Source organism: Rhodanobacteraceae bacterium (assembly GCA_024234055.1).
Taxonomy (GTDB): Bacteria; Pseudomonadota; Gammaproteobacteria; order Xanthomonadales; family SZUA-5; genus JADKFD01.
The window spans coordinates 54692-72693 of sequence record JACKOW010000008.1; the positions used below are offsets into that span (position 1 = coordinate 54692).

Here is an 18002-nt window from a genome sequence, read left to right on the forward strand (position 1 = left end):
CGTCTGCCATGAGCCTGTCGTCCGACGAATATCCGCTGTTCCCGCTATCCACCGTGCTCTATCCCGGCGGCACGCTGGCGCTGCGTATCTTCGAGCCGCGCTATCTGGCCATGATCCGCGACTGTGCCCGTGATTCCAGGCCCTTCGGCGTGACCCTGCTGTTGCGCGGCACCGACGATGACCAGAGCTCATCGGCGCTGGCCATCGGCACGCTGGCGCAGATCGTCGATTTCTACACCCTGCCCGACGGCCTGCTCGGCATCCGCGCGCAGGGCGGACGGCGCTTCCACGTCGATCAGGCCCGCTCGCGCGACGATGGCCTGCTGATCGGCAAACTCACCCTCTGGGAAGACGAGCCCAGCCAGGAGCTGCCACCGGAATACTCGCTGCTGGCCAGGCTGGCGCAGGGACTGGTCGAAAACCTCATCGAAGGCGCCCCGCCGCCAACCAAGGCCGAACTCGACGACGCCACCTGGATCAGCTTCAGACTGGCGGAACTGCTGCCCTTCAGCCTGGGCGAGAAGCAGCAGCTGCTGGAACTCACTGACGCCAACGAACGCCTGCAACGCGTGGTTGACGCCCTGCCCCGCTTCCGCAGCGACGCCGAACCAGAGTAGGAGCGACCTCGCGTCGCGACCGCCTCTTCGCGGTCTGAACTCATCGGTCGCGCCGCAAGGGCGCTCCTACTAATTGCGCGGCCCGTTGCAGGAGCGACCTCGCGTCGCGACCGCCTCTTCGCGGTCTGAACTCATCGGTCGCGCCGCAAGGGCGCTCCTACTAGTTGCGCGGCCCGTTGCAGGCGCAGAGGACGCAAAGGAAAAGCCGAAAGAAGGCGGAGAAGAGCGTTTGAGTCTTGGGATGCAAGCTCTTTCTGTGGTAGCGGACTTGGTCCGCGACACCAGGCACACCGCAAAGCCTGTCGCGGACAGAGTCCGCTCCCACAGTGGCTTGGACGTGCCACCAGGGGCGAGCGGGACTCTCAGCCAGATCGTCGCCGACTCCATCGGCGAATGGTCAACTGAGAGCGCGCACCTCACGATGGCGGGCGATCGGCTAGCATGACCGCCGTCAAGCAAGCAGCGGAATCACATCACCATGGCTACTCTGCGCAACCAGACCCTGTTCATCACCGGCGGCTCGCGCGGCATCGGCGAGGCCATTGCCCTGCGCGCGGCGCGGGATGGCGCCAATATCGTGCTCGCGGCCAAGACCGAACGGGCGCACCCGAAGCTCCCAGGTACGATTCACTCGGTCGCCGCAGCCATCGAGGCTGCCGGCGGCAAGGCGCTGGCCATCCGCTGTGACATCCGCGAAGACCAGCAGGTGCAGGCGGCCGTCGCCCAGGCTGTGGCCCACTTCGGCGGTATCGACATCCTGGTCAACAATGCCAGCGCGATCAGTCTGACCGGCACGCTGGATACGCCGATGAAACGCTTCGATCTGATGTTCGGGGTCAATGTGCGCGGCACGTTCCTGGTCAGCCAGACTTGCATCCCGCACCTGAAGCAGTCTGCCAATCCGCATATCCTGACGCTGGCGCCGCCGCTGAACATGGATCCGAAGTGGTTTGCGCCGCACACCGCCTACACCATGGCCAAATACGGCATGAGCCAGTGCGTGCTCGGCATGGCGCCTGAATTTGCCGCCGACGGCATCGCCATCAACGCGTTGTGGCCGCGCACCGTGATCCACACCGCCGCGCTGGCCATGATTCCCGGCGTGGATCCCGACCGCTGCCGCACGCCCGAGATCATGGCCGACGCCGCCCACGCCATCCTCACGACACCCAGCCGGGAACGGACAGGCCAGTTTCTGATCGACGAAGACGTGCTCCGAGCCGCCGGCGTCAGCGATTTCGATCGCTACGCCGTGAAGCCGGGGATGGCGTTGCTGCCGGATCTATTTCTGTAGCCGGGAGCCCGCTGGGCCTTCCTGTCGGGACCCGGGACCGGGGCCCCGGGAAGATCAAGGGCGTGGCGCGCCGACAAGTCGGCATTTCCGCTCGAAAGCCAACCATTACTCAATCACGGAAACATATCGAATGAACTCAAACTCACATCCAGGCGAACGCTCTCCCCGGGTCCCGGGTCCCGGGTCCCCGGTCCGGGCTTCCAACAAGGAAGCCTTCCTCGCCGCCCAGACCGTGATTCCCGGCGGTGTCAATTCTCCGGTGCGCGCCTTTACCCAGGTCGGCGGCGAACCCTTCTTTGTCGCCCGCGCCGAAGGCGCCTACCTATGGGACATCGAAGGCAAGCGCTATATCGATTACATCGGTTCCTGGGGCCCGATGATTGCCGGCCATGCCCATCCGAAAGTGGTCAAGGCGGTGCAGGACACCGCCGCGCTGGGCATGAGCTACGGCTGCCCGAATACGCTGGAGACCGATCTGGCGAAGGAGATCATCAAGCTGGTGCCGGGCCTGGATCTGGTGCGTTTCGTGTCCTCCGGCACCGAGGCCTGCCTGTCTGCCATCCGTCTGGCGCGCGGCTACACCGGGCGTGAACGCATCCTCAAATTTGCCGGCTGCTACCACGGCCACGGCGATTCCTTCCTGGTCAAGGCCGGCAGCGGCGTACTGACCTTGGGCCTGCCCAATTCCCCGGGCGTGCCCAAGGCGCTGGCAGACTTGACCATGACCGCGGACTACAACAATCTGGAACAGGTGCGGGCGATCTTCAAGGAGGTCGGCCACGAAATTGCTGCGGTGATCGTCGAGCCCATCGCCGGCAACATGAACATGATCACGCCGCTGCCGGGCTTCCTCGAAGGCCTGCGCTCGCTGTGCGACGACTACGGCTCGGTATTCATCATCGACGAAGTCATGACCGGTTTCCGTGTGGCCCCGGGCGGCGCCCAGCAGCACTACGGCGTCACTCCCGATCTCAGCACCTTCGGCAAGGTCATCGGCGCTGGCATGCCGGTGGGTGCCTACGGTGGCAAGCGCGAGATCATGGAGAAGATCGCGCCGCTGGGGCCGGTCTATCAGGCCGGCACGTTGTCCGGCAATCCAGTCGCCATGGCCGCAGGCCTCGCCAATCTGCAACTGATCCAGGAACCGGGATTCTTCGAGACGCTGGAGGCCAGAACCAGGGACCTGTGCAAAGGACTGGAGGCCGGTGCCCGCGCCGCCGGAATTCCGCTGCAGACCCTGTCGATTGGAGGCATGTTCGGCTTCTTCTTCAGTGAAACCCCGGTGAGCACCTTTGCCCAGGCCCAGGCCTGCGACATCGAACGCTTCAAGCGCTTCTTCCACGCCTGCCTGAAGCGCGGCCTGTACTGGGCTCCGAGCGCCTACGAGTGCGGCTTCACCTCCAGCGCCCACGACGAAGCGATCATCGCCGAGACCGTGCGCATCGCGGCCGAGGCCTTTGCGGAGATCGGCTGAGCGGCCGGTCCTACCAGAAGCATTGGACGCGAAGGACGCAAAGGAAGAGCAGCAAGGTCGCAAAGGGATTCCAATTGCCAGGATTGGCGCTCCGTGCGTCCCATCAACCCTCCGGCAGATCATTCTCGCGTCATTGCGAGGAACGAAGTGACGAAGCAATCCAGTGCTATTGAGAGCTTGTTTTTGGATTGCTTCGCTGCGCTCGCAATGACGCCTTGTGGTCCGCTGACACTGCCGAGACTGCACACCGACCGGTAATGACAGACGATCCGGAAGGTCTTGAATATCTGAATGCCGTTCTTCGTGATCTCTCTCTTGCGCTTGCGTACTCTGCATCCGGCTTCCAGCCAGGGCTTGCGACATAACCCGGGCAACTGCACCCCAGTGACGCGTTGATTTCGATTCAGACAATCTATGCTCTTCCTTCGCGTCCTTTCTGTTTTTACTTTGCGTCCTTCGCGCCCAACGCTTTTCCAGGTAAGCAAGCGCAAGGCATGGCCGAGCCAAACTGATGACTACGACTCTTGCTGAATCGAATCTGCCCGGTCTGAACCGTATTCACCGCGGCAAGGTCCGCGATGTCTACGCCTTGCCCGATCAGCGCCTGCTGATGGTGGCCACCGATCGGCTGTCGGCCTTCGACGTGATCCTGCCCGACCCCATTCCCGGCAAGGGCGAGATCCTGACGCAGATGTCGAACTTCTGGTTCGCCCGGACGGAGTCCGTGTGCGCCAACCATCTGACCGGCATCGATCCGGTCAGCGTGCTGCCCGACGGCGTCGATCCGGCGCTGTACGCGCGGCGCAGCGTGGTCGCCCGGCGCCTGAAGCCGGTACCGGTGGAAGCCATTGCCCGCGGCTATCTGATCGGATCAGGCTGGAAGGAATATCAGGCGCTGGGCAGCGTCTGCGGCATCGCCCTGCCGACTGGCATCCCGATGGCCGGTGAACTCCCCGAGCCGCTGTTTACGCCCTCGACCAAGGCCTCCGTGGGCGACCATGACGAGAACATCGGCTTCGATCGTGTAGTCGAACTGATTGGCGCCGATCTGGCAGAGCGCGTGCGCGAGGCCACGCTGACTCTGTACATGCACGCGCGCCGCTTCGCTGCTGCCCGCGGCATCCTCATCGCCGACACCAAGTTCGAGTTTGGCCTGGACGAAGACGGCACCCTCAGGGTCATGGACGAGATGCTGACGCCAGATTCCTCACGCTTCTGGCCCGCGGCCGAATGGTCACCGGGGCGCAATCCGCCATCTTTCGACAAGCAGTATGTGCGCGACTATCTGGAGACGCTGGACTGGAACAAGACCGCGCCTGGACCCTCGCTACCCGCAGAAATCATCGAAGGAACCCGGGCGAAATATGAGGAAGCCTTGCGCTTGCTGACGGCCTGATGGCACCCGGCTGGTGCCAGTTGTTGGTGTGGGTGCTTGAATGAGCGGGCTCACGCGGAGGCGCGGAGGACGCGGAGAGAAGCAACAAAGTCCGTGGGAGCGGACTCTGTCCGCGCTGCTCTTGCTGGACGACGAAAGGAAGAGCGTCCAGACAAGTCTGGACCCACAACAGCTCAAGCTCTGGTAGGTCCAGACTTGTCTGGACGCTCTTCAAGCCGCGGATCGGAGCTGTCCATGAACCTGGCCCCGGTTTCGGTCTCCGCCCTTGACCCGCTATCGCGGACGGAGTCCGCTCCGACAGCGTACGAATCACGACCGACCACTGACAACCAGCAACCGACAACCAAGCCCCCATGTCCCTGACTCCCGACCGCCTGGCCGCCCTCACCCAATTCGCCCAAGCCCACCTCGGCCCGCTCGACAACCCGCCCGTGGCCGCCTCGGCCGATGCCAGCTTCCGCAGCTACTGGCGGGCGCATCAGGGCCAGCGCAGCTGGGTGGTGATGAATGCGCCGCCAGACAAGGAGGATGTGCGCCCCTTCATCGACATCGCTGCGCGCCTGCGCCGTGCCGGGCTGAATGCGCCGGAAGTGCTGGCCCAGGATCTGGAACAGGGCTTTCTGCTGCTCAGTGATCTTGGCGTCCGCACCTACCTGCCGGAACTCGACGAAGCCCGGGTCGAATCCTTGTATGGCGACGCGATGGCGGCCTTGTTGACGATGCAGACGCAGGTGGACTACGCCGGACTGCCGCACTACGACAGCGCACGTCTGGGCGCCGAGATGGACCTGTTCGAAACCTGGTTCCTGAGGCGGCACCTGGGCCATGAGCCCGATGGACGCGAGACCGAACTGATCCAGGCCAGCACCCGCACTCTGCTGCGCAGCGCGCTCGAACAGCCGACCCGGTTCGTGCATCGCGATTACCACTCGCGCAACCTGATGATCGTGCCCGGCGCCAATCCCGGAATCATCGATTTCCAGGATGCCGTGGTCGGGCCGGTCACTTATGACCTGGTGTCTCTGCTGAAGGACTGCTACATCCAGTGGCCGCGGGCGCAGGTGCAAGACTGGGCGGAGGACTACCGACAGCGCCTGATTGCAACCGGCGTCGTTGAGGTCGGACCCACCCGTTGGCGCCGCTGGTTCGACTGGATGGGCCTGCAACGCCACCTCAAGGTCCTGGGGATCTTTGCCCGACTCAACTATCGCGACGGCAAGACCGGCTATCTCAAGGACCTGCCGCTGGTGCTCCGTTACACCCTTGAGGTCTGCGAGCGCTACGGCGAACTGGCGGCCTTCGGTGAGTGGCTGGAAGAGCGCACGCGCGGGGTGGATCTCGCGCTGGCGCGGGAGTAGCGGGGCACGGGGCACGGGGCACGGGGCACGGGGCACGGGGCACGGGGCACGGGGCACGGGGCACGGGGCACGGGGCACGGGGCACGGGGCACGGGGCACGGGGCACGGGGAAAAGGCTACTGGCTTCGGGCTCTTGTGGGTCCAGACTTGTCTGGAGGCTTTCGCCGTGGGCCGGATTGCATCATTTCTTCCGAACGATCCGGATCGACTGCAGGGCGGATCGAGAGCGTCGCGGCTGAAGCCGCTCCCACAGGGGGCGAGCCTGAGCAAGAGCGTCCGGACAAGTCCGAACCTGCCAGAGCGTCGCGGGCCGCAGATCTTCCCATGCCCCGTACCCCGTGCCCCGTGCCCCGCTCTTGGTCCCCACGCGCCGCTCTACAAGAACCGCCGGGTCAGCAGAAACGCGCCCGCCGCTGAGGCTAGCGATAGCAGCACATTGGCCAGTACATAGATCACGGCGATTCGCTCCTGGCCGCGTAGCCACAACGCCAGCGCATCCAGACTGAAGGCGGAAAAGGTGGTCAGACCGCCGAGGAATCCGACCATGACCAGCGCATGCACGCTGGTGGTGTCGTGGCGCACGCTGGCCCAGGCGAAGAAGGCACCGGCGAGGCCACAACCGAGCACGTTGACGGTCAGCGTTGCCCAGGGCGCGGGCGCGCCGACGACACGCACCACGGCCTGACCGATCCAGTAACGCGAGAGCGCACCGCCGGCACCGCCGAGAGCCACCAGCAGGCTGAGGAGGAAGGGGTTCATGGGGCCGGGTTGCGCCAGGGGAACGGGGCAGAGTGACCGGGGCACGGGGCACGGGGCACGGGGCACGGGAAACGCAATGTGAGGCAACGGTTGCCTCCCCGTGTCGATGAGAGCACCTGCGTCGGCCCCGACCTGCGCAAGGCGCTCGACAGCGCGAGCTCTTCCCCTGCCCCGTGTCCCCTGCTCCGTGCCCCGCCTTCCATCTTCTCCCCTGCCCCCTGCCCCTTGCCCCGTGCCCCGCTTTCCATCCTCACTGCCGTCCCCCCAACGCCTCACCCCGCCGCGCCCTGATCCAGTCCAGCCGCTCCTTGATCTTGATCTCCAGGCCGCGCTCCACCGGCTGATACAGGGTCTGCTCGCCCAGTTCTTCCGGGAAACCGCGCTGATCGAAGGCGATACCCTGTTCGGAGGCGTGATCGTACTGATAGCCCTTGCCGTAGCCCAGACCTTTCATGAGTTTGGTGGGGGCGTTGCGCAGCTCCATTGGCACGCCCAGGCTGCCGCCGGATTCAACCAAGGCCCGGGCTGCATTGTAGGCGGCGTAGGCGGCATTGCTCTTGGGAGCAACGGCCAGGTAGAGCACCAGTTGCGCCAACGCCACCTCGCCTTCGGGTGAGCCCAGGCGCTCGTAGCTCTGCCAGGCGTCGAGAGACATCGCCAGTGCGCGCGGATCGGCATTGCCGATGTCCTCGCTGGCGAAACGGGTCAGCCGGCGTGCGAGGTATTTGGGGTCACAGCCGCCATCGAGCATCCGGCAAAACCAGTACAGCGCAGCGTCGGGATTGGAGCTGCGCAGGGTCTTGTGCAGTGCCGAGATCTGGTCGTAGAAGGCCTCGCCACCCTTGTCGAAACGCCGGAAACTCTCGGTGACGACGCTGCGCAGCAACTCCAGCGTCAGTGTGCCGCCATCCTCGATCTGGTCGGCGGCGATCTCCAGCAGCGTCAGGGCGCGGCGAACATCGCCATCAGCGACCTCCGCCAGGCGTTCCAGCGCCGCAGCCTCGGCCTTGAGCCCGCGCGCGCCCAGCCCGCGCTCGGCATCATCCAGCGCCCGCTGGAGCGCCGCGATCAGCTGCTCGTCCGCCACCGACTTCAGCACATGTACGCGACAGCGCGACAGCAGCGCCGAATTCACTTCGAACGAGGGATTCTCGGTGGTGGCGCCGATCAGGGTGATGGTGCCGTCCTCCACGTGCGGCAGAAAAGCATCCTGCTGGGCCTTGTTGAAGCGGTGCACCTCATCGACGAACAGCAGGGTGCGCTGGCCCTGTTCGCGATGCGCCCTGGCCGTCGCGACCGCGGCGCGGACTTCGGCGACACCGCCCAGCACCGCCGACATCGACAGGAACTCGGCCTCTCCCAGATGCGCGCACAGGCGCGCCAGCGTGGTCTTGCCACATCCCGGCGGACCCCAGAGGATCATCGAATACGGCTTGCCGCCTTCCAGCGCCCTGCGCAGCGGCTTTCCCGGCGCCAGCAGATGGGCCTGGCCGACGATTTCGTCCAGGCTGCGCGGTCGCATGCGCTCGGCCAATGGCGCTGAATCCCGCGCTGCGCTCATGCCCTGACTCGATCGGTGATATCGCCCCGCACCGCAGCGTGCAATTCGGCCAGCGTGTAGGGCTTGATCAGCACCGCATCGAAACCGGCGATGTCGTCCTCGCGGCTCATGGAACCGGTCGCCAGAATCCAGCGGCAGACCAGTGTCGGCGCGATCGACTTGAGCGAGCACGCGACTTCGTCGCCGCGCTCATTGCCAAGGTGCAGATCCACCAGTACGGCATCGGGCAGCATCTTGCGGAACTCGGCCTCGGCCTGGGAAGCGTCTGCGGCCAGCGACACTGTCGCGCCGGCGTGCTCGGCCATGGCGGCCACCCCCAGACGCACATCCTCGTCGTCATCCACCAGCAGGATGCGGGTACGTGCCAGGGGCAGGTCGGGTTTCGCCGGCGCCGCAGCGTCAGTTTCTGCCTCGATGACCCGCACCGGCAGTTCGATCCGGAAGCGGGCGCCGCCGGCCGGCAGATTGCTGACCTGAATCTGTCCACCGTGGAGGGCAATCACCCGATGGACCACGGCCAGACCCAGTCCGCCGCCGTGGACCCGGGCACCGTGCTCGCCGCGAAAATAGGGATCAAAGACGTGTTCCAGCTCCGCCGCAGGAATGCCCGGCCCGGTGTCACTGACGTCACAGCGCCAGATCGGACTGTCTCCGTCGATGAGCCGACTGTCGACACGGACCCGCCCTTTCTCTGTGTAACGCACCGCGTTGCTCAGCAGATTCACCAGCGCCTGCATGATGCGCTCGGCATCGATGTCGATTCGTCGCCCGGCGCTGTCGTCATGATGATCGATCTCCATCCCCTTGGCCACGGCAGCCGCCGACACCAGCGAGATGGCATCGCGAACCAGCGCATCCGGACACACGAAACGACGATGCAGCACCAGTCGGTCCTGCTCCGCCAACGCCAGGTTGAAGACATCCCGCGACAGCCGCGCGATCATGTCGGCGGCGTGCCTGGCGGTATTCATGGCTTGCCTCTGTTGTGAATCCAGCGGCAGATCCTGCAAGGCTGCCAGCGCCGACACCAATCCCTGCGAGGGATTGCGGATCTCGTGCCCGGCGGTCGCCAGCAGATCGGCCCTGGCCTGCTGCGCCGCCTCGGCTGCTCGGGCCTGCGCCCGGGCGCCACGGGCGCGACTCAGTAGCCACAACACGGCAATCAGCGCCATCAGCAGTGCCAGCCCGACGATGATCACCAGTGCCCGCTGCAGCTGCAGCTCTGCGCTCAGGCTGCGCTGTTCGGCCGCGGCATCGGCGATCTCCCGCGCCCGTAGTTTGTCGCGATAGGCAAAATCCAGCGCTTCCATCGACTCGACACGGCGCTGATCCATGCCCTGGCGGGTGAGTTCCCGTCCCTGCTGTGCGTGCTCCCAGGCCCCCCGATAGTCACCCGTGCGGGCCAGACAATCGCTCCAGGCATATTGGGTGCGGCCGCTGTCGTAGGGGTGCCGGTCGCCATCGAACAGACCGGCGGCTTCGGCAAAGCTGGCCATCGCCGCGGCAGTAGCCCCAAGTTCGCATTGCAGCTTGCCCTGCACTTCGAGACCGAAGGCGAGCAGATAAGCGTTGCCTGCGGCCCGTGCCTGTTCCACGGCGGCACTCGCCGATTGCAGCACCTCCGGCGACGCGGCGACAGCCTCTGCGGCCACGGCAGCGGCGACCAGCAACTGCTGCGGCAGATCCGAAGCAGCAGCTGCCGGAGCCACACGCATCGCCTGCTGCACCAGCGCCAGAGCGCGCTCATGCTCGGATTGCTGGTAAGCCACGTTGCCCTGATTGAGCAAGGCCCGAGCCTGCCACTCGCGATTGCCGGCTTGTCGCGCGGCTAGCAGTGCCTGTTCGGCCAGACGTTGCGCCGCTGCCAGATTGCCACCGCGTCCCTGCAGGGACGACAGCCCGACCAGGGCCCGGGCCTCCAGATCGGCATCGTCCAGCCGCCGCGCGGTGGCCAGGGCCCGAATCATCGGCTGCAGCGCTTCGTCGACGCGATTGAGCTCCTGCACGGCGGCGGCAAAGGTCAGATCAATATCCGCCTGCAACTGTGGCGTTCCTGCCTCACCTTCCAGCTCCGCCCGTGCCCGATCAGCCAGATCCAGCACCTGAGACCACAGCCCTCGGGCGCGATAGTGCGCCGCCATCCGCAGCATCGCGGCGCTGGCGGCGGCGTGATCCCCTGCCTGCTGGGCCTCGGCCAGCTCGGCGGCAGCCGTGGTCAGATATTCGTGGTCGGCGTGGGTCAAGCTCCATGCCGAAGAGCAACCCAGCGCCAGCGCCAGCATCACGCTCCGCAGCCAGATTCTGGTCGAGAGTCGGCGCCTCATGGGAAACGCAAGCGCGCGGCAGAGCACGGAAATTGGGGCGGGCGGCGACATTCCGGAGACTAGAGGTGCAGGTGCGTTACAAATTAGCAGATATGCGCGCGAACGCGGTGGCCGGCATCGCGGAAATTCGCGTCAGATCGGGATTCGGGCCGGCGCCGGGAAATCCCCTTTGGTCCCGTCGCCGGCCGACATGAGTGGTACAGCCAATGCAAGGTAGAATCTGCGCCCCCTGAAGTCCGCGAGTGCGCGTCATGCCCGGCAAGTTGTTCATCAAGACCCACGGCTGCCAGATGAACGAGTACGACTCGTCGAAGATGGCCGACGTGCTCGGCGCCGCCGACGGCATGACCCTGACCGAGGACGAATCCGAGGCCGATGTCATTCTGGTCAACACCTGCGCCATCCGCGAGAAGGCCCAGGACAAGGTCTTCAGTCAGCTCGGCCGCTGGAACCTGCTGAAGAAGGCCAAGCCCGAGCTGATCATCGGCGTCGGCGGTTGCGTGGCCAGCCAGGAAGGCGAGGCCATCGTCAAGCGCGCGCCCTACGTCGATCTGGTCTTTGGCCCACAGACGCTGCACCGGCTGCCGGACATGGTGAGCCGGCTGCGCGCCGAAAAGCGCCCGCAGGTGGACATCTCGTTCCCGGAGATCGAGAAGTTCGATGCCCTGCCCGAGCCGCGCGCCGAGGGCCCCACGGCCTTTGTTTCGATCATGGAGGGCTGCAGCAAGTACTGCTCCTTCTGCGTGGTGCCCTACACCCGTGGCGAGGAAGTCAGCCGGCCTTTCGACGATGTCATCGCCGAAGTCGCCTCCCTGGCCGAACAGGGCGTGCGCGAGGTCAATCTGCTGGGCCAGAACGTCAATGCCTACCGCGGCCCCATGCACGACGGCGAGATCTGTGATCTCGGCCTGCTGATCCAGTACATCGCCCAGATCGACGGCATCGGCCGGATCCGCTTCACCACCTCGCACCCGGTCGAATTCAACGACAGTCTGATCGCCGCCTATGCCCAGTGCGACAAGCTCGCCAACTATCTGCATCTGCCGGTGCAGGCTGGTTCCGACCGCATTCTCAGCGCCATGAAGCGTGGTCACACCGTGCTCGAGTACAAGCAGAAGATCCGCAAGCTGCGCGCCGTGCGCCCGGATATCAGCATCTCCACCGACATCATCGTCGGCTTCCCTGGCGAAACCGATGCCGATTTCGAAGCCACCATGAAGCTGGTCGAGGACATCCGCTTCGATCAGAGCTTCAGCTTTATCTACAGCCGGCGTCCGGGTACTCCGGCCTCGAATCTGGCCGATGACACGCCCGATCAGGTCAAAAAGGAACGCCTCTACCGGCTGCAGGCACGGATCAACGACAACGCCCGCGACATCAGCCAGGCCATGATCGGCAGCACCCAACGCGTTCTGGTCGAAGGCCTCAGCCGCAAGGATGCCAACGAGCTCACCGGCCGCACCGAGAACATGCGCTACGTCAACTTCGCCGGCCCCGAGCGCCTGATCGGACAGTTCGTCGATGTGGTCATCACCGAGGCCATGGCGAACAGCTTGCGGGGGCGGGTGGCGGTGGGCGTTGCTGCCGAGGCCTGATCTCCGAAAGAGCATTTGTCCGCAAAGGACGCAAAGGACACCAAGAAGAGCAAAGGTCTTGGATTCGGCAGAGGCGGATTGCCTACAGCACTCGGTAGCTCGCGAATGCCGGTGCGGCGCTGGCGCGGCAGTTCCAGCTCGCGGCGTCAACAATCATATTCCTGCTTCACCTTTGCGTCCTTTGCGGACAAAAACGCTCTCCCAAATCCAACCCAAGAACAGCAACTGGAGTACCCGCACAGACATGGCAACAAGATCCCCCACCCCCTCAACCCTCGATTCGGAAACCCTGATCCTGGAACCGGAGGACAATGAGCGCCTGGCCAATCTGTGCGGGCCTTTTGACGAGCATCTGCGCGAGGTCGAACTGCGGGTGGGCGTGGAGATCGCCAATCGCGGCAATCTGTTCAGGCTGAGCGGTGCACCCGAAGCGGTCAAGTCGGCGGCGCGGCTGCTGCGACTGCTGTACGAGGCTGCCGACCATGAAATCCTGACCGCGGCCAATGTGCATCTGGCCATCAAGGAACTGGGGGCCGATGACTACGCCGAGCGGGCCGCCGAGGGCAGTCAGGAGGTCGTCATTCGCACCAAGCGCGGCGTGATCCGCGGTCGCGGCGCCAATCAGGTGCGCTATCTGCATGCAGTCGCCAGCCACGACATCAATTTCGGTATCGGCCCGGCGGGCACCGGCAAGACCTATCTGGCCGTGGCCAGCGCAGTGGAAGCCCTGGATCGCAATCGGGTGCAGCGCCTGCTGCTGGTGCGGCCGGCGGTCGAGGCCGGCGAAAAACTCGGATTTCTGCCCGGCGATCTCACCCAGAAGGTCGATCCCTATCTGCGCCCGCTGTACGACGCCCTTTACGAGATGATGGGCGTGGAAAAGGTCACGCGCCTGCTGGAGCGCAATGTCATCGAGATTGCGCCGCTGGCTTTCATGCGCGGACGCACCCTGAACGACTCCTTCGTGATCCTGGACGAGGCCCAGAACACCACCATCGAACAGATGAAGATGTTCCTGACCCGCATCGGCTTTGGCTCCACCGCAGTGATCACCGGCGATGTCACCCAGATCGACCTGCCGCGCAAGGATCAATCGGGACTGCGCCACGCCATCGAGGTGCTCAAGGGCGTGGACGGCATAAGTTTCACGTTCTTCCAGAGCGGCGACGTGGTCCGGCATCCCCTGGTGGCGCGTATTGTTCAGGCCTACGAGCGCTTCGAGCAGCGGGAGTGATGTCACCGGATTCCACGGCCCCCGAGGCCACGCTGGAGTTGTTGCTGGGTTACGGCTGCGGCAGACGCGGCCTGCCGGCACCTAGATCCTATGCCCGCTGGGCACGATCGGCCTTGAGCACGGCTGGCGTATCCGGTCGGCATCAGCTGTCGCTGCGGGTGGTCGACGCCGACGAGGGTCTGGCGCTGAACCGCGACTATCGCGGCAAGGCCTATGCCACCAATGTCCTGTCCTTCCCGGCAGATGCACTGATCGACGATGGGCAGACCCGGCTGCTCGGCGATATCGCCCTGTGCGCGCCCGTGGTGGCCCGCGAGGCCGCCGAGCAGGGCAAATCCCTGCACCAGCACCATGCTCACCTTTGTATACACGGCGTTCTGCACCTGCTCGGGTACGATCACGAAGACGCGGCGGCCGCCAGGATCATGGAAGCCATCGAGATCGAGGCCTTGGAGCACCTTGGCATTCCCAACCCTTACGAAACGAACGGCCCAGGGGCATGACGGATCTGGAACCACTCAAGCAGCTCGAAGCCGACGCCCGCAAACTGCTGGCCGTGCCTTGGGACATGGATCTCGCGGAGCGCGTCTGCGTCACCGCCGAGGAACTGGCAGAACCGCTGAACGATGCGCGCCACAGCTCGCTGGCTGAAGCCGTGCTCGGCTTCGCCGCCTACCTCAGCGCCTTTGCCGACTCGCGGGTCGGTCCGGTCGACGCCAATCGCCTGCAACTGGTGGCGCTGCTGGACTCGGTGAGCGAACAGTTGCAGCGACTGGAAACCTCGTCGGCGCTGGACATCATCCTGCCGACACCGGACAGCGCCGAGCCGACGCCGGCAGCGGTCGAATCCGCGGCCGTCGTGGCACCGGCCGTTCACAAGGCACCAGATCCTGAGCCGGCTGCAGAGGCGATCCCGCCACCCAACACCATCATCTTCATCGACCCCACCGGTCGCGACGCCGGCACCCTTGGACTGGCGCTGGAGGATGTGGGCTATGTGGTGCAGCCCTTGTTGCGCCTGGACCGGCAGACCGCCCAGTGGCTGGCCAGGACGGAGGTGAAGGGATTGATCCTGCCGGCGGCGGCCCTGGATGTCTGGGACAAGCTGCTGCAACTCGATCCGTCACTGGATCAGGCACGCCGCCGCATTGGCCTGTTCGTGGTCTCGCGCAGCGATGAACCGCGTCTGCGCCTGAAGGCCGGCCAGGCCGGTGCTGACGGCTTTTTCGTGCTGCCCGCCGACGTGGACGCACTGGCGGTGGAAATCGTCGAAGTGCTGCGCGATCGGCTGGATCCGTACCGGGCCTTGATCATTGATGACGACAGCTCGATGACGATGGTGGTGGAGTCGGTGCTGAAACGCTCCGGCATGGAGTCGCGCGTCATCAATGACCCCACCCAGGCGTTGTCGACCCTGGAGAATTTCGTGCCGGACGTGATCCTGCTGGATCTGCACATGCCCGGATTGAACGGCCTGGAATTGCTCAGCCTGTTCCGAGCCCATCCGAAAACCGCATTCACCCCCGTGGTGCTGATCTCGGGCGACGAAGACCAGGAACGACGCTTCGAAACGCTCACCGCCGGTGGCGACGATTATCTGATCAAGCCCTTGCGTCCCAAACACCTGGTCGCCGCCGTCACCGGCCGCGCCCAGCGCTCGCGCTGGCTGCGTCGCGCACTCCGGCACACGACCACACCGCTGCCACCGCCCTAAGATTGGTTGTTGGTTGTTGGTTGTTGGCAACAGCGAGCGCGGGGGGAGCACGGCACGCCATTGATCTTGTAGAGCCAGACTCGTCTGAGCTTGCCTGTAGAAGCGACCTCGCGTCGCGACCGACAAGCCGCACGTCCGAGACAGTGGTCGCGCCGCAAGGGCGCTCCTACCCACAGCGGTGGAGACACAAGGTCGCTCCTTCAGCAGCGGCGACGCGCGCCTGCTGCTACAAACGCAGCGGCCCGGCATAGATGCGTCCTGCCGGTTTGGGCCGGAAACACGGTGCGCTGGCAATGAATGCTGGATCGGCGCTGCGTGGCTCCCAGGCCGGAACCGCGGCCAGCGGCAGCGTGGATTGATCCTTGGGATCGGCCGCGGCGCGGCAGCCGCCGATTCCCTCGGCCACACAGCGGTCGAGCAGAGCCAGCCGCTGCGGCGAGTCCAGATCACGCCAGCTGGAATCGCCCGCCAGCACGGCGATCACCTTGCCGGCCTGCAGATCGTAGGGTCGGGTCTGGCGCAGCTCGAACAGCGCATGGCCGATCACCCAGACCTCGGCGCGGGACCAGTCGTCGCGGCGCTCGATCAGCAGCCCTGGCCAATCATGATTCTGCAGCGCCTTGATCAAGGTGCGGTCTTCGGTCAGCACCACGGTGCCGGCCTCATCGATATGGGTGAGCGCCTGCTGGTGGCGCGTGCGTTGTTTCGGACCCACGGCCAGGATGCCGGCCCACTGACCCTGATGAATGGCCCATTTGCTCTGCGGCCACTGCAGCCACATAAGCGCGCCGTAGAGATCGTGCAGCGAATCGCGGCGCATCGCGATCAACCCGCGCGCACCGATGCGCTGCTCATAGCTCATGCCATCGCTGGCCAGCGCCAGGTCCTGCTCGGCAAACTCCAGCCCGCCCGGCAATCGCGCCGCCGCCAGCCTATTCAATTCCGCCAGAGCGTCGTCCCACGACAACTCAAACAGCGGCGCGTACTCAGCCAGTTGGTCAAAGGGCGGCGATTGCCAGCGGGCGCGCGCGTTCAACTCACCAGCCTCGGCGCGTCCAAGAGGCCACGTATCGAGCAAAAAGAGCATTCATCCGCAAAGGACGCAAAACACGCAAAGGAAAAGAAGAAGGCCGAACAACGTCTCTGCCCCTCTTTGCGTCCTTTGCGTCCTTCGCGGACAAAAAGCTCTTTCGGCGATGCCACACAACTCAGGCCAGCACACCGTGCAGATCATGCTCGTCGGCCTCGACGATGCGCACGTCGACGAACTGACCCGGCTGCAGCTGCGGGGCGTCGGCACGGGCCAGGGCCGCCTTGCGCTTGCCGCCGCGGGTGCCGGTGGCGATGTGAACCTGACCATCGATCTCCGGTGCATCGGCCGTGCTTCGGCCGATGGCGACGGTGGGGCCGACCTCGTCGATCAGTACACGCTGCACACTGCCGACCTTGGCCTGCAGACGCTGGGCGCTGATCTCGGCCTGCTTTTCCATGAAACGTTGCAGACGTTCCTGTTTGATCTCTTCCGGCACCGGATCGGGCAACTCGTTGGCCTTGGCGCCGGTCACCGGCGAATAGGCAAAGGCGCCAACGCGATCGAGTTGGGCCTCATCGAGAAAATCCAGCAGTTCCTCGAACTCGGCCTCGGTCTCGCCCGGGAAACCGACAATGAAGGTGCTGCGCAGGGTGATCTCGGGACAGATCTCGCGCCAGGCGCGAATCCGCTCGATGTTCTTCTCGCCACTGGCTGGGCGCTTCATCAGCTTGAGGATGCGCGGATTGCTGTGCTGGAAGGGAATGTCGAGATAGGGCAGCACCTTGCCCTCGGCCATCAGCGGCACCACCTTGTCCACATGCGGGTAGGGATAGACGTAGTGCATCCGCACCCAGATGCCGAGCTCGCCCAGCGCGTCGGCCAGATCCAGAAAGCGGGTCTGGCGCGATTGTCCGCGCCAGTCGCGGGCGGCGTACTTGGTGTCAACGCCGTAGGCGCTGGTGTCCTGTGAGATCACCAGCAGTTCCTTGACCCCGGCTCGCGCCAGCTTCTCGGCCTCGACCAGCACTTCGTCGATCGGCCGACTGACCAGATCGCCGCGCATGGAGGGGATGATGCAGAAGCTGCAGCGATGATTGCAGCCCTCGGAAATCTTGAGGTACGCGTAGTGCCGCGGCGTCAGCTTGAGGCCCGCCGGCGGCACCAGATCCAGGTAGGGATCATGCTGCGGCGGCATCTGTGCGTGCACGGCATTGAGCACCGAGGTGTAGTCCTGCGGCCCGGAAATCGACAGCACTCCGGGAAACTTCTCGCGGATCATCTCGGCGCGCGCACCCAGGCAACCGGTGACGACCACCTTGCCGTTCTCGGCCATGGCCTCGCCAATGGCATCCAGCGACTCTTCCACGGCGGCGTCGATGAAGCCGCAGGTGTTGACCACCACCACATCCGCCGAATCGTAGCTGGGCACGATGGCATAACCCTCGGCCCGCAACTGCGTGAGGATGCGCTCTGAATCGACCAGAGCCTTGGGGCAGCCGAGGCTGACGAAACCGATCTTGGGCGCGGCAGCGGACATGGGCGGGCTTTGTGAAAACGGGGCGGCGAAGTATAGGTGGTTGGTTGGCAGTTGTCGGTTGTCGGTTGTCGGTTGTCGGTTGGGGCACGGGGCACGGGGCACGGGG

General features: G+C 65.1%; 14 protein-coding genes. 9 read left to right on the top strand and 5 right to left on the bottom strand.

From position 1 onward, the window contains the following. The first annotated feature begins 8 nt into the window (after positions 1–8). The 5 genes from H7A19_13945 to H7A19_13965 all read left to right on the top strand — a co-directional run bounded on the left by H7A19_13945 (position 9) and on the right by H7A19_13965 (position 6139). Entirely contained in the window at positions 9–617 is a 609-nt protein-coding gene (locus tag H7A19_13945) for an LON peptidase substrate-binding domain-containing protein (protein MCP5475931.1), read from the top strand. Positions 618–1095: 478 nt separating this feature from the next. After that, positions 1096–1911 carry an NAD(P)-dependent oxidoreductase gene (locus H7A19_13950; protein ID MCP5475932.1) on the top strand — a complete coding sequence of 272 codons (816 nt, stop codon included), beginning with the start codon at positions 1096–1098 and terminating at the stop codon, positions 1909–1911. A gap of 130 nt (positions 1912–2041) precedes the next feature. Beyond that, on the top strand, positions 2042–3385 hold the full coding sequence (gene hemL / locus H7A19_13955; protein ID MCP5475933.1) for a glutamate-1-semialdehyde 2,1-aminomutase: 1344 nt from the start codon (positions 2042–2044) through the stop codon (positions 3383–3385). Between the two features lie 511 nt (positions 3386–3896). Then, positions 3897–4781 carry a phosphoribosylaminoimidazolesuccinocarboxamide synthase gene (locus tag H7A19_13960; GenBank protein MCP5475934.1) on the top strand — a complete coding sequence of 295 codons (885 nt, stop codon included), beginning with the start codon at positions 3897–3899 and terminating at the stop codon, positions 4779–4781. A 353-nt stretch (positions 4782–5134) separates the two neighbouring features. Then, positions 5135–6139, top strand: coding sequence for a phosphotransferase (locus H7A19_13965; GenBank protein MCP5475935.1), 1005 nt, complete (start codon positions 5135–5137; stop codon positions 6137–6139). Between the two features lie 375 nt (positions 6140–6514). Here H7A19_13965 and crcB read toward each other — a convergent pair whose 3' ends face one another. The 3 genes from crcB to H7A19_13980 form a co-directional block, all read right to left on the bottom strand. Then, the gene (crcB, locus tag H7A19_13970) at positions 6515–6898 is read right to left on the bottom strand and encodes a fluoride efflux transporter CrcB (protein ID MCP5475936.1); all 384 of its coding nucleotides are present in this window, start codon (positions 6896–6898) and stop codon (positions 6515–6517) included. A 250-nt stretch (positions 6899–7148) separates the two neighbouring features. Further along, positions 7149–8459, bottom strand: a complete 1311-nt coding sequence (locus H7A19_13975) for a replication-associated recombination protein A (GenBank protein MCP5475937.1) — start codon at positions 8457–8459, stop codon at positions 7149–7151. After that, positions 8456–10783 carry a response regulator gene (locus H7A19_13980; GenBank protein MCP5475938.1) on the bottom strand — a complete coding sequence of 776 codons (2328 nt, stop codon included), beginning with the start codon at positions 10781–10783 and terminating at the stop codon, positions 8456–8458. The genes H7A19_13975 and H7A19_13980 overlap by 4 nt, the downstream gene beginning before the upstream one ends. Positions 10784–11034: 251 nt before the next feature. Here H7A19_13980 and miaB point away from each other — a divergent pair, with 251 nt between their 5' ends. From miaB to H7A19_14000, 4 genes are all read left to right on the top strand, one after another. Next, entirely contained in the window at positions 11035–12378 is a 1344-nt protein-coding gene (gene miaB / locus H7A19_13985; GenBank protein ID MCP5475939.1) for a tRNA (N6-isopentenyl adenosine(37)-C2)-methylthiotransferase MiaB, read from the top strand. Positions 12379–12622: 244 nt separating this feature from the next. Next, positions 12623–13612, top strand: coding sequence for a PhoH family protein (locus H7A19_13990; GenBank protein MCP5475940.1), 990 nt, complete (start codon positions 12623–12625; stop codon positions 13610–13612). Beyond that, on the top strand, positions 13612–14115 hold the full coding sequence (ybeY, locus tag H7A19_13995) for an rRNA maturation RNase YbeY (GenBank protein ID MCP5475941.1): 504 nt from the start codon (positions 13612–13614) through the stop codon (positions 14113–14115). The genes H7A19_13990 and ybeY overlap by 1 nt, the downstream gene beginning before the upstream one ends. Then, positions 14112–15326: a response regulator gene (locus H7A19_14000; GenBank protein MCP5475942.1), complete on the top strand. Its 1215-nt coding sequence runs from the start codon at positions 14112–14114 to the stop codon at positions 15324–15326. Before ybeY ends, H7A19_14000 begins: the two co-directional genes overlap by 4 nt. Positions 15327–15552: 226 nt before the next feature. On the opposite strand, the gene H7A19_14005 is transcribed toward H7A19_14000, so the two are convergent. After that, the gene (locus H7A19_14005) at positions 15553–16362 is read right to left on the bottom strand and encodes a DUF3025 domain-containing protein (GenBank protein MCP5475943.1); all 810 of its coding nucleotides are present in this window, start codon (positions 16360–16362) and stop codon (positions 15553–15555) included. A gap of 172 nt (positions 16363–16534) precedes the next feature. After that, positions 16535–17896 (bottom strand): 30S ribosomal protein S12 methylthiotransferase RimO, encoded by a 1362-nt coding sequence (gene rimO, locus H7A19_14010; protein MCP5475944.1) that lies wholly within the window; start codon positions 17894–17896, stop codon positions 16535–16537. Positions 17897–18002: the final 106 nt, after the last annotated feature.

What these genes read in the sequence shown, in the direction of transcription:
- H7A19_13980 (MCP5475938.1), bottom strand. Translation starts at nt 10,783, where the DNA reads ATGAGGCGCCGACTCTCGACCAGAATCTGGCTGCGGAGCGTGATGCTG.
- miaB (MCP5475939.1), top strand. Translation starts at nt 11,035, where the DNA reads ATGCCCGGCAAGTTGTTCATCAAGACCCACGGCTGCCAGATGAACGAG.
- crcB (MCP5475936.1), bottom strand. Translation starts at nt 6,898, where the DNA reads ATGAACCCCTTCCTCCTCAGCCTGCTGGTGGCTCTCGGCGGTGCCGGC.
- H7A19_13960 (MCP5475934.1), top strand. Translation starts at nt 3,897, where the DNA reads ATGACTACGACTCTTGCTGAATCGAATCTGCCCGGTCTGAACCGTATT.
- H7A19_13990 (MCP5475940.1), top strand. Translation starts at nt 12,623, where the DNA reads ATGGCAACAAGATCCCCCACCCCCTCAACCCTCGATTCGGAAACCCTG.
- H7A19_13975 (MCP5475937.1), bottom strand. Translation starts at nt 8,459, where the DNA reads ATGAGCGCAGCGCGGGATTCAGCGCCATTGGCCGAGCGCATGCGACCG.
- H7A19_13965 (MCP5475935.1), top strand. Translation starts at nt 5,135, where the DNA reads ATGTCCCTGACTCCCGACCGCCTGGCCGCCCTCACCCAATTCGCCCAA.
- ybeY (MCP5475941.1), top strand. Translation starts at nt 13,612, where the DNA reads ATGTCACCGGATTCCACGGCCCCCGAGGCCACGCTGGAGTTGTTGCTG.
- H7A19_13950 (MCP5475932.1), top strand. Translation starts at nt 1,096, where the DNA reads ATGGCTACTCTGCGCAACCAGACCCTGTTCATCACCGGCGGCTCGCGC.
- H7A19_14000 (MCP5475942.1), top strand. Translation starts at nt 14,112, where the DNA reads ATGACGGATCTGGAACCACTCAAGCAGCTCGAAGCCGACGCCCGCAAA.
- H7A19_13945 (MCP5475931.1), top strand. Translation starts at nt 9, where the DNA reads ATGAGCCTGTCGTCCGACGAATATCCGCTGTTCCCGCTATCCACCGTG.
- hemL (MCP5475933.1), top strand. Translation starts at nt 2,042, where the DNA reads ATGAACTCAAACTCACATCCAGGCGAACGCTCTCCCCGGGTCCCGGGT.
- rimO (MCP5475944.1), bottom strand. Translation starts at nt 17,896, where the DNA reads ATGTCCGCTGCCGCGCCCAAGATCGGTTTCGTCAGCCTCGGCTGCCCC.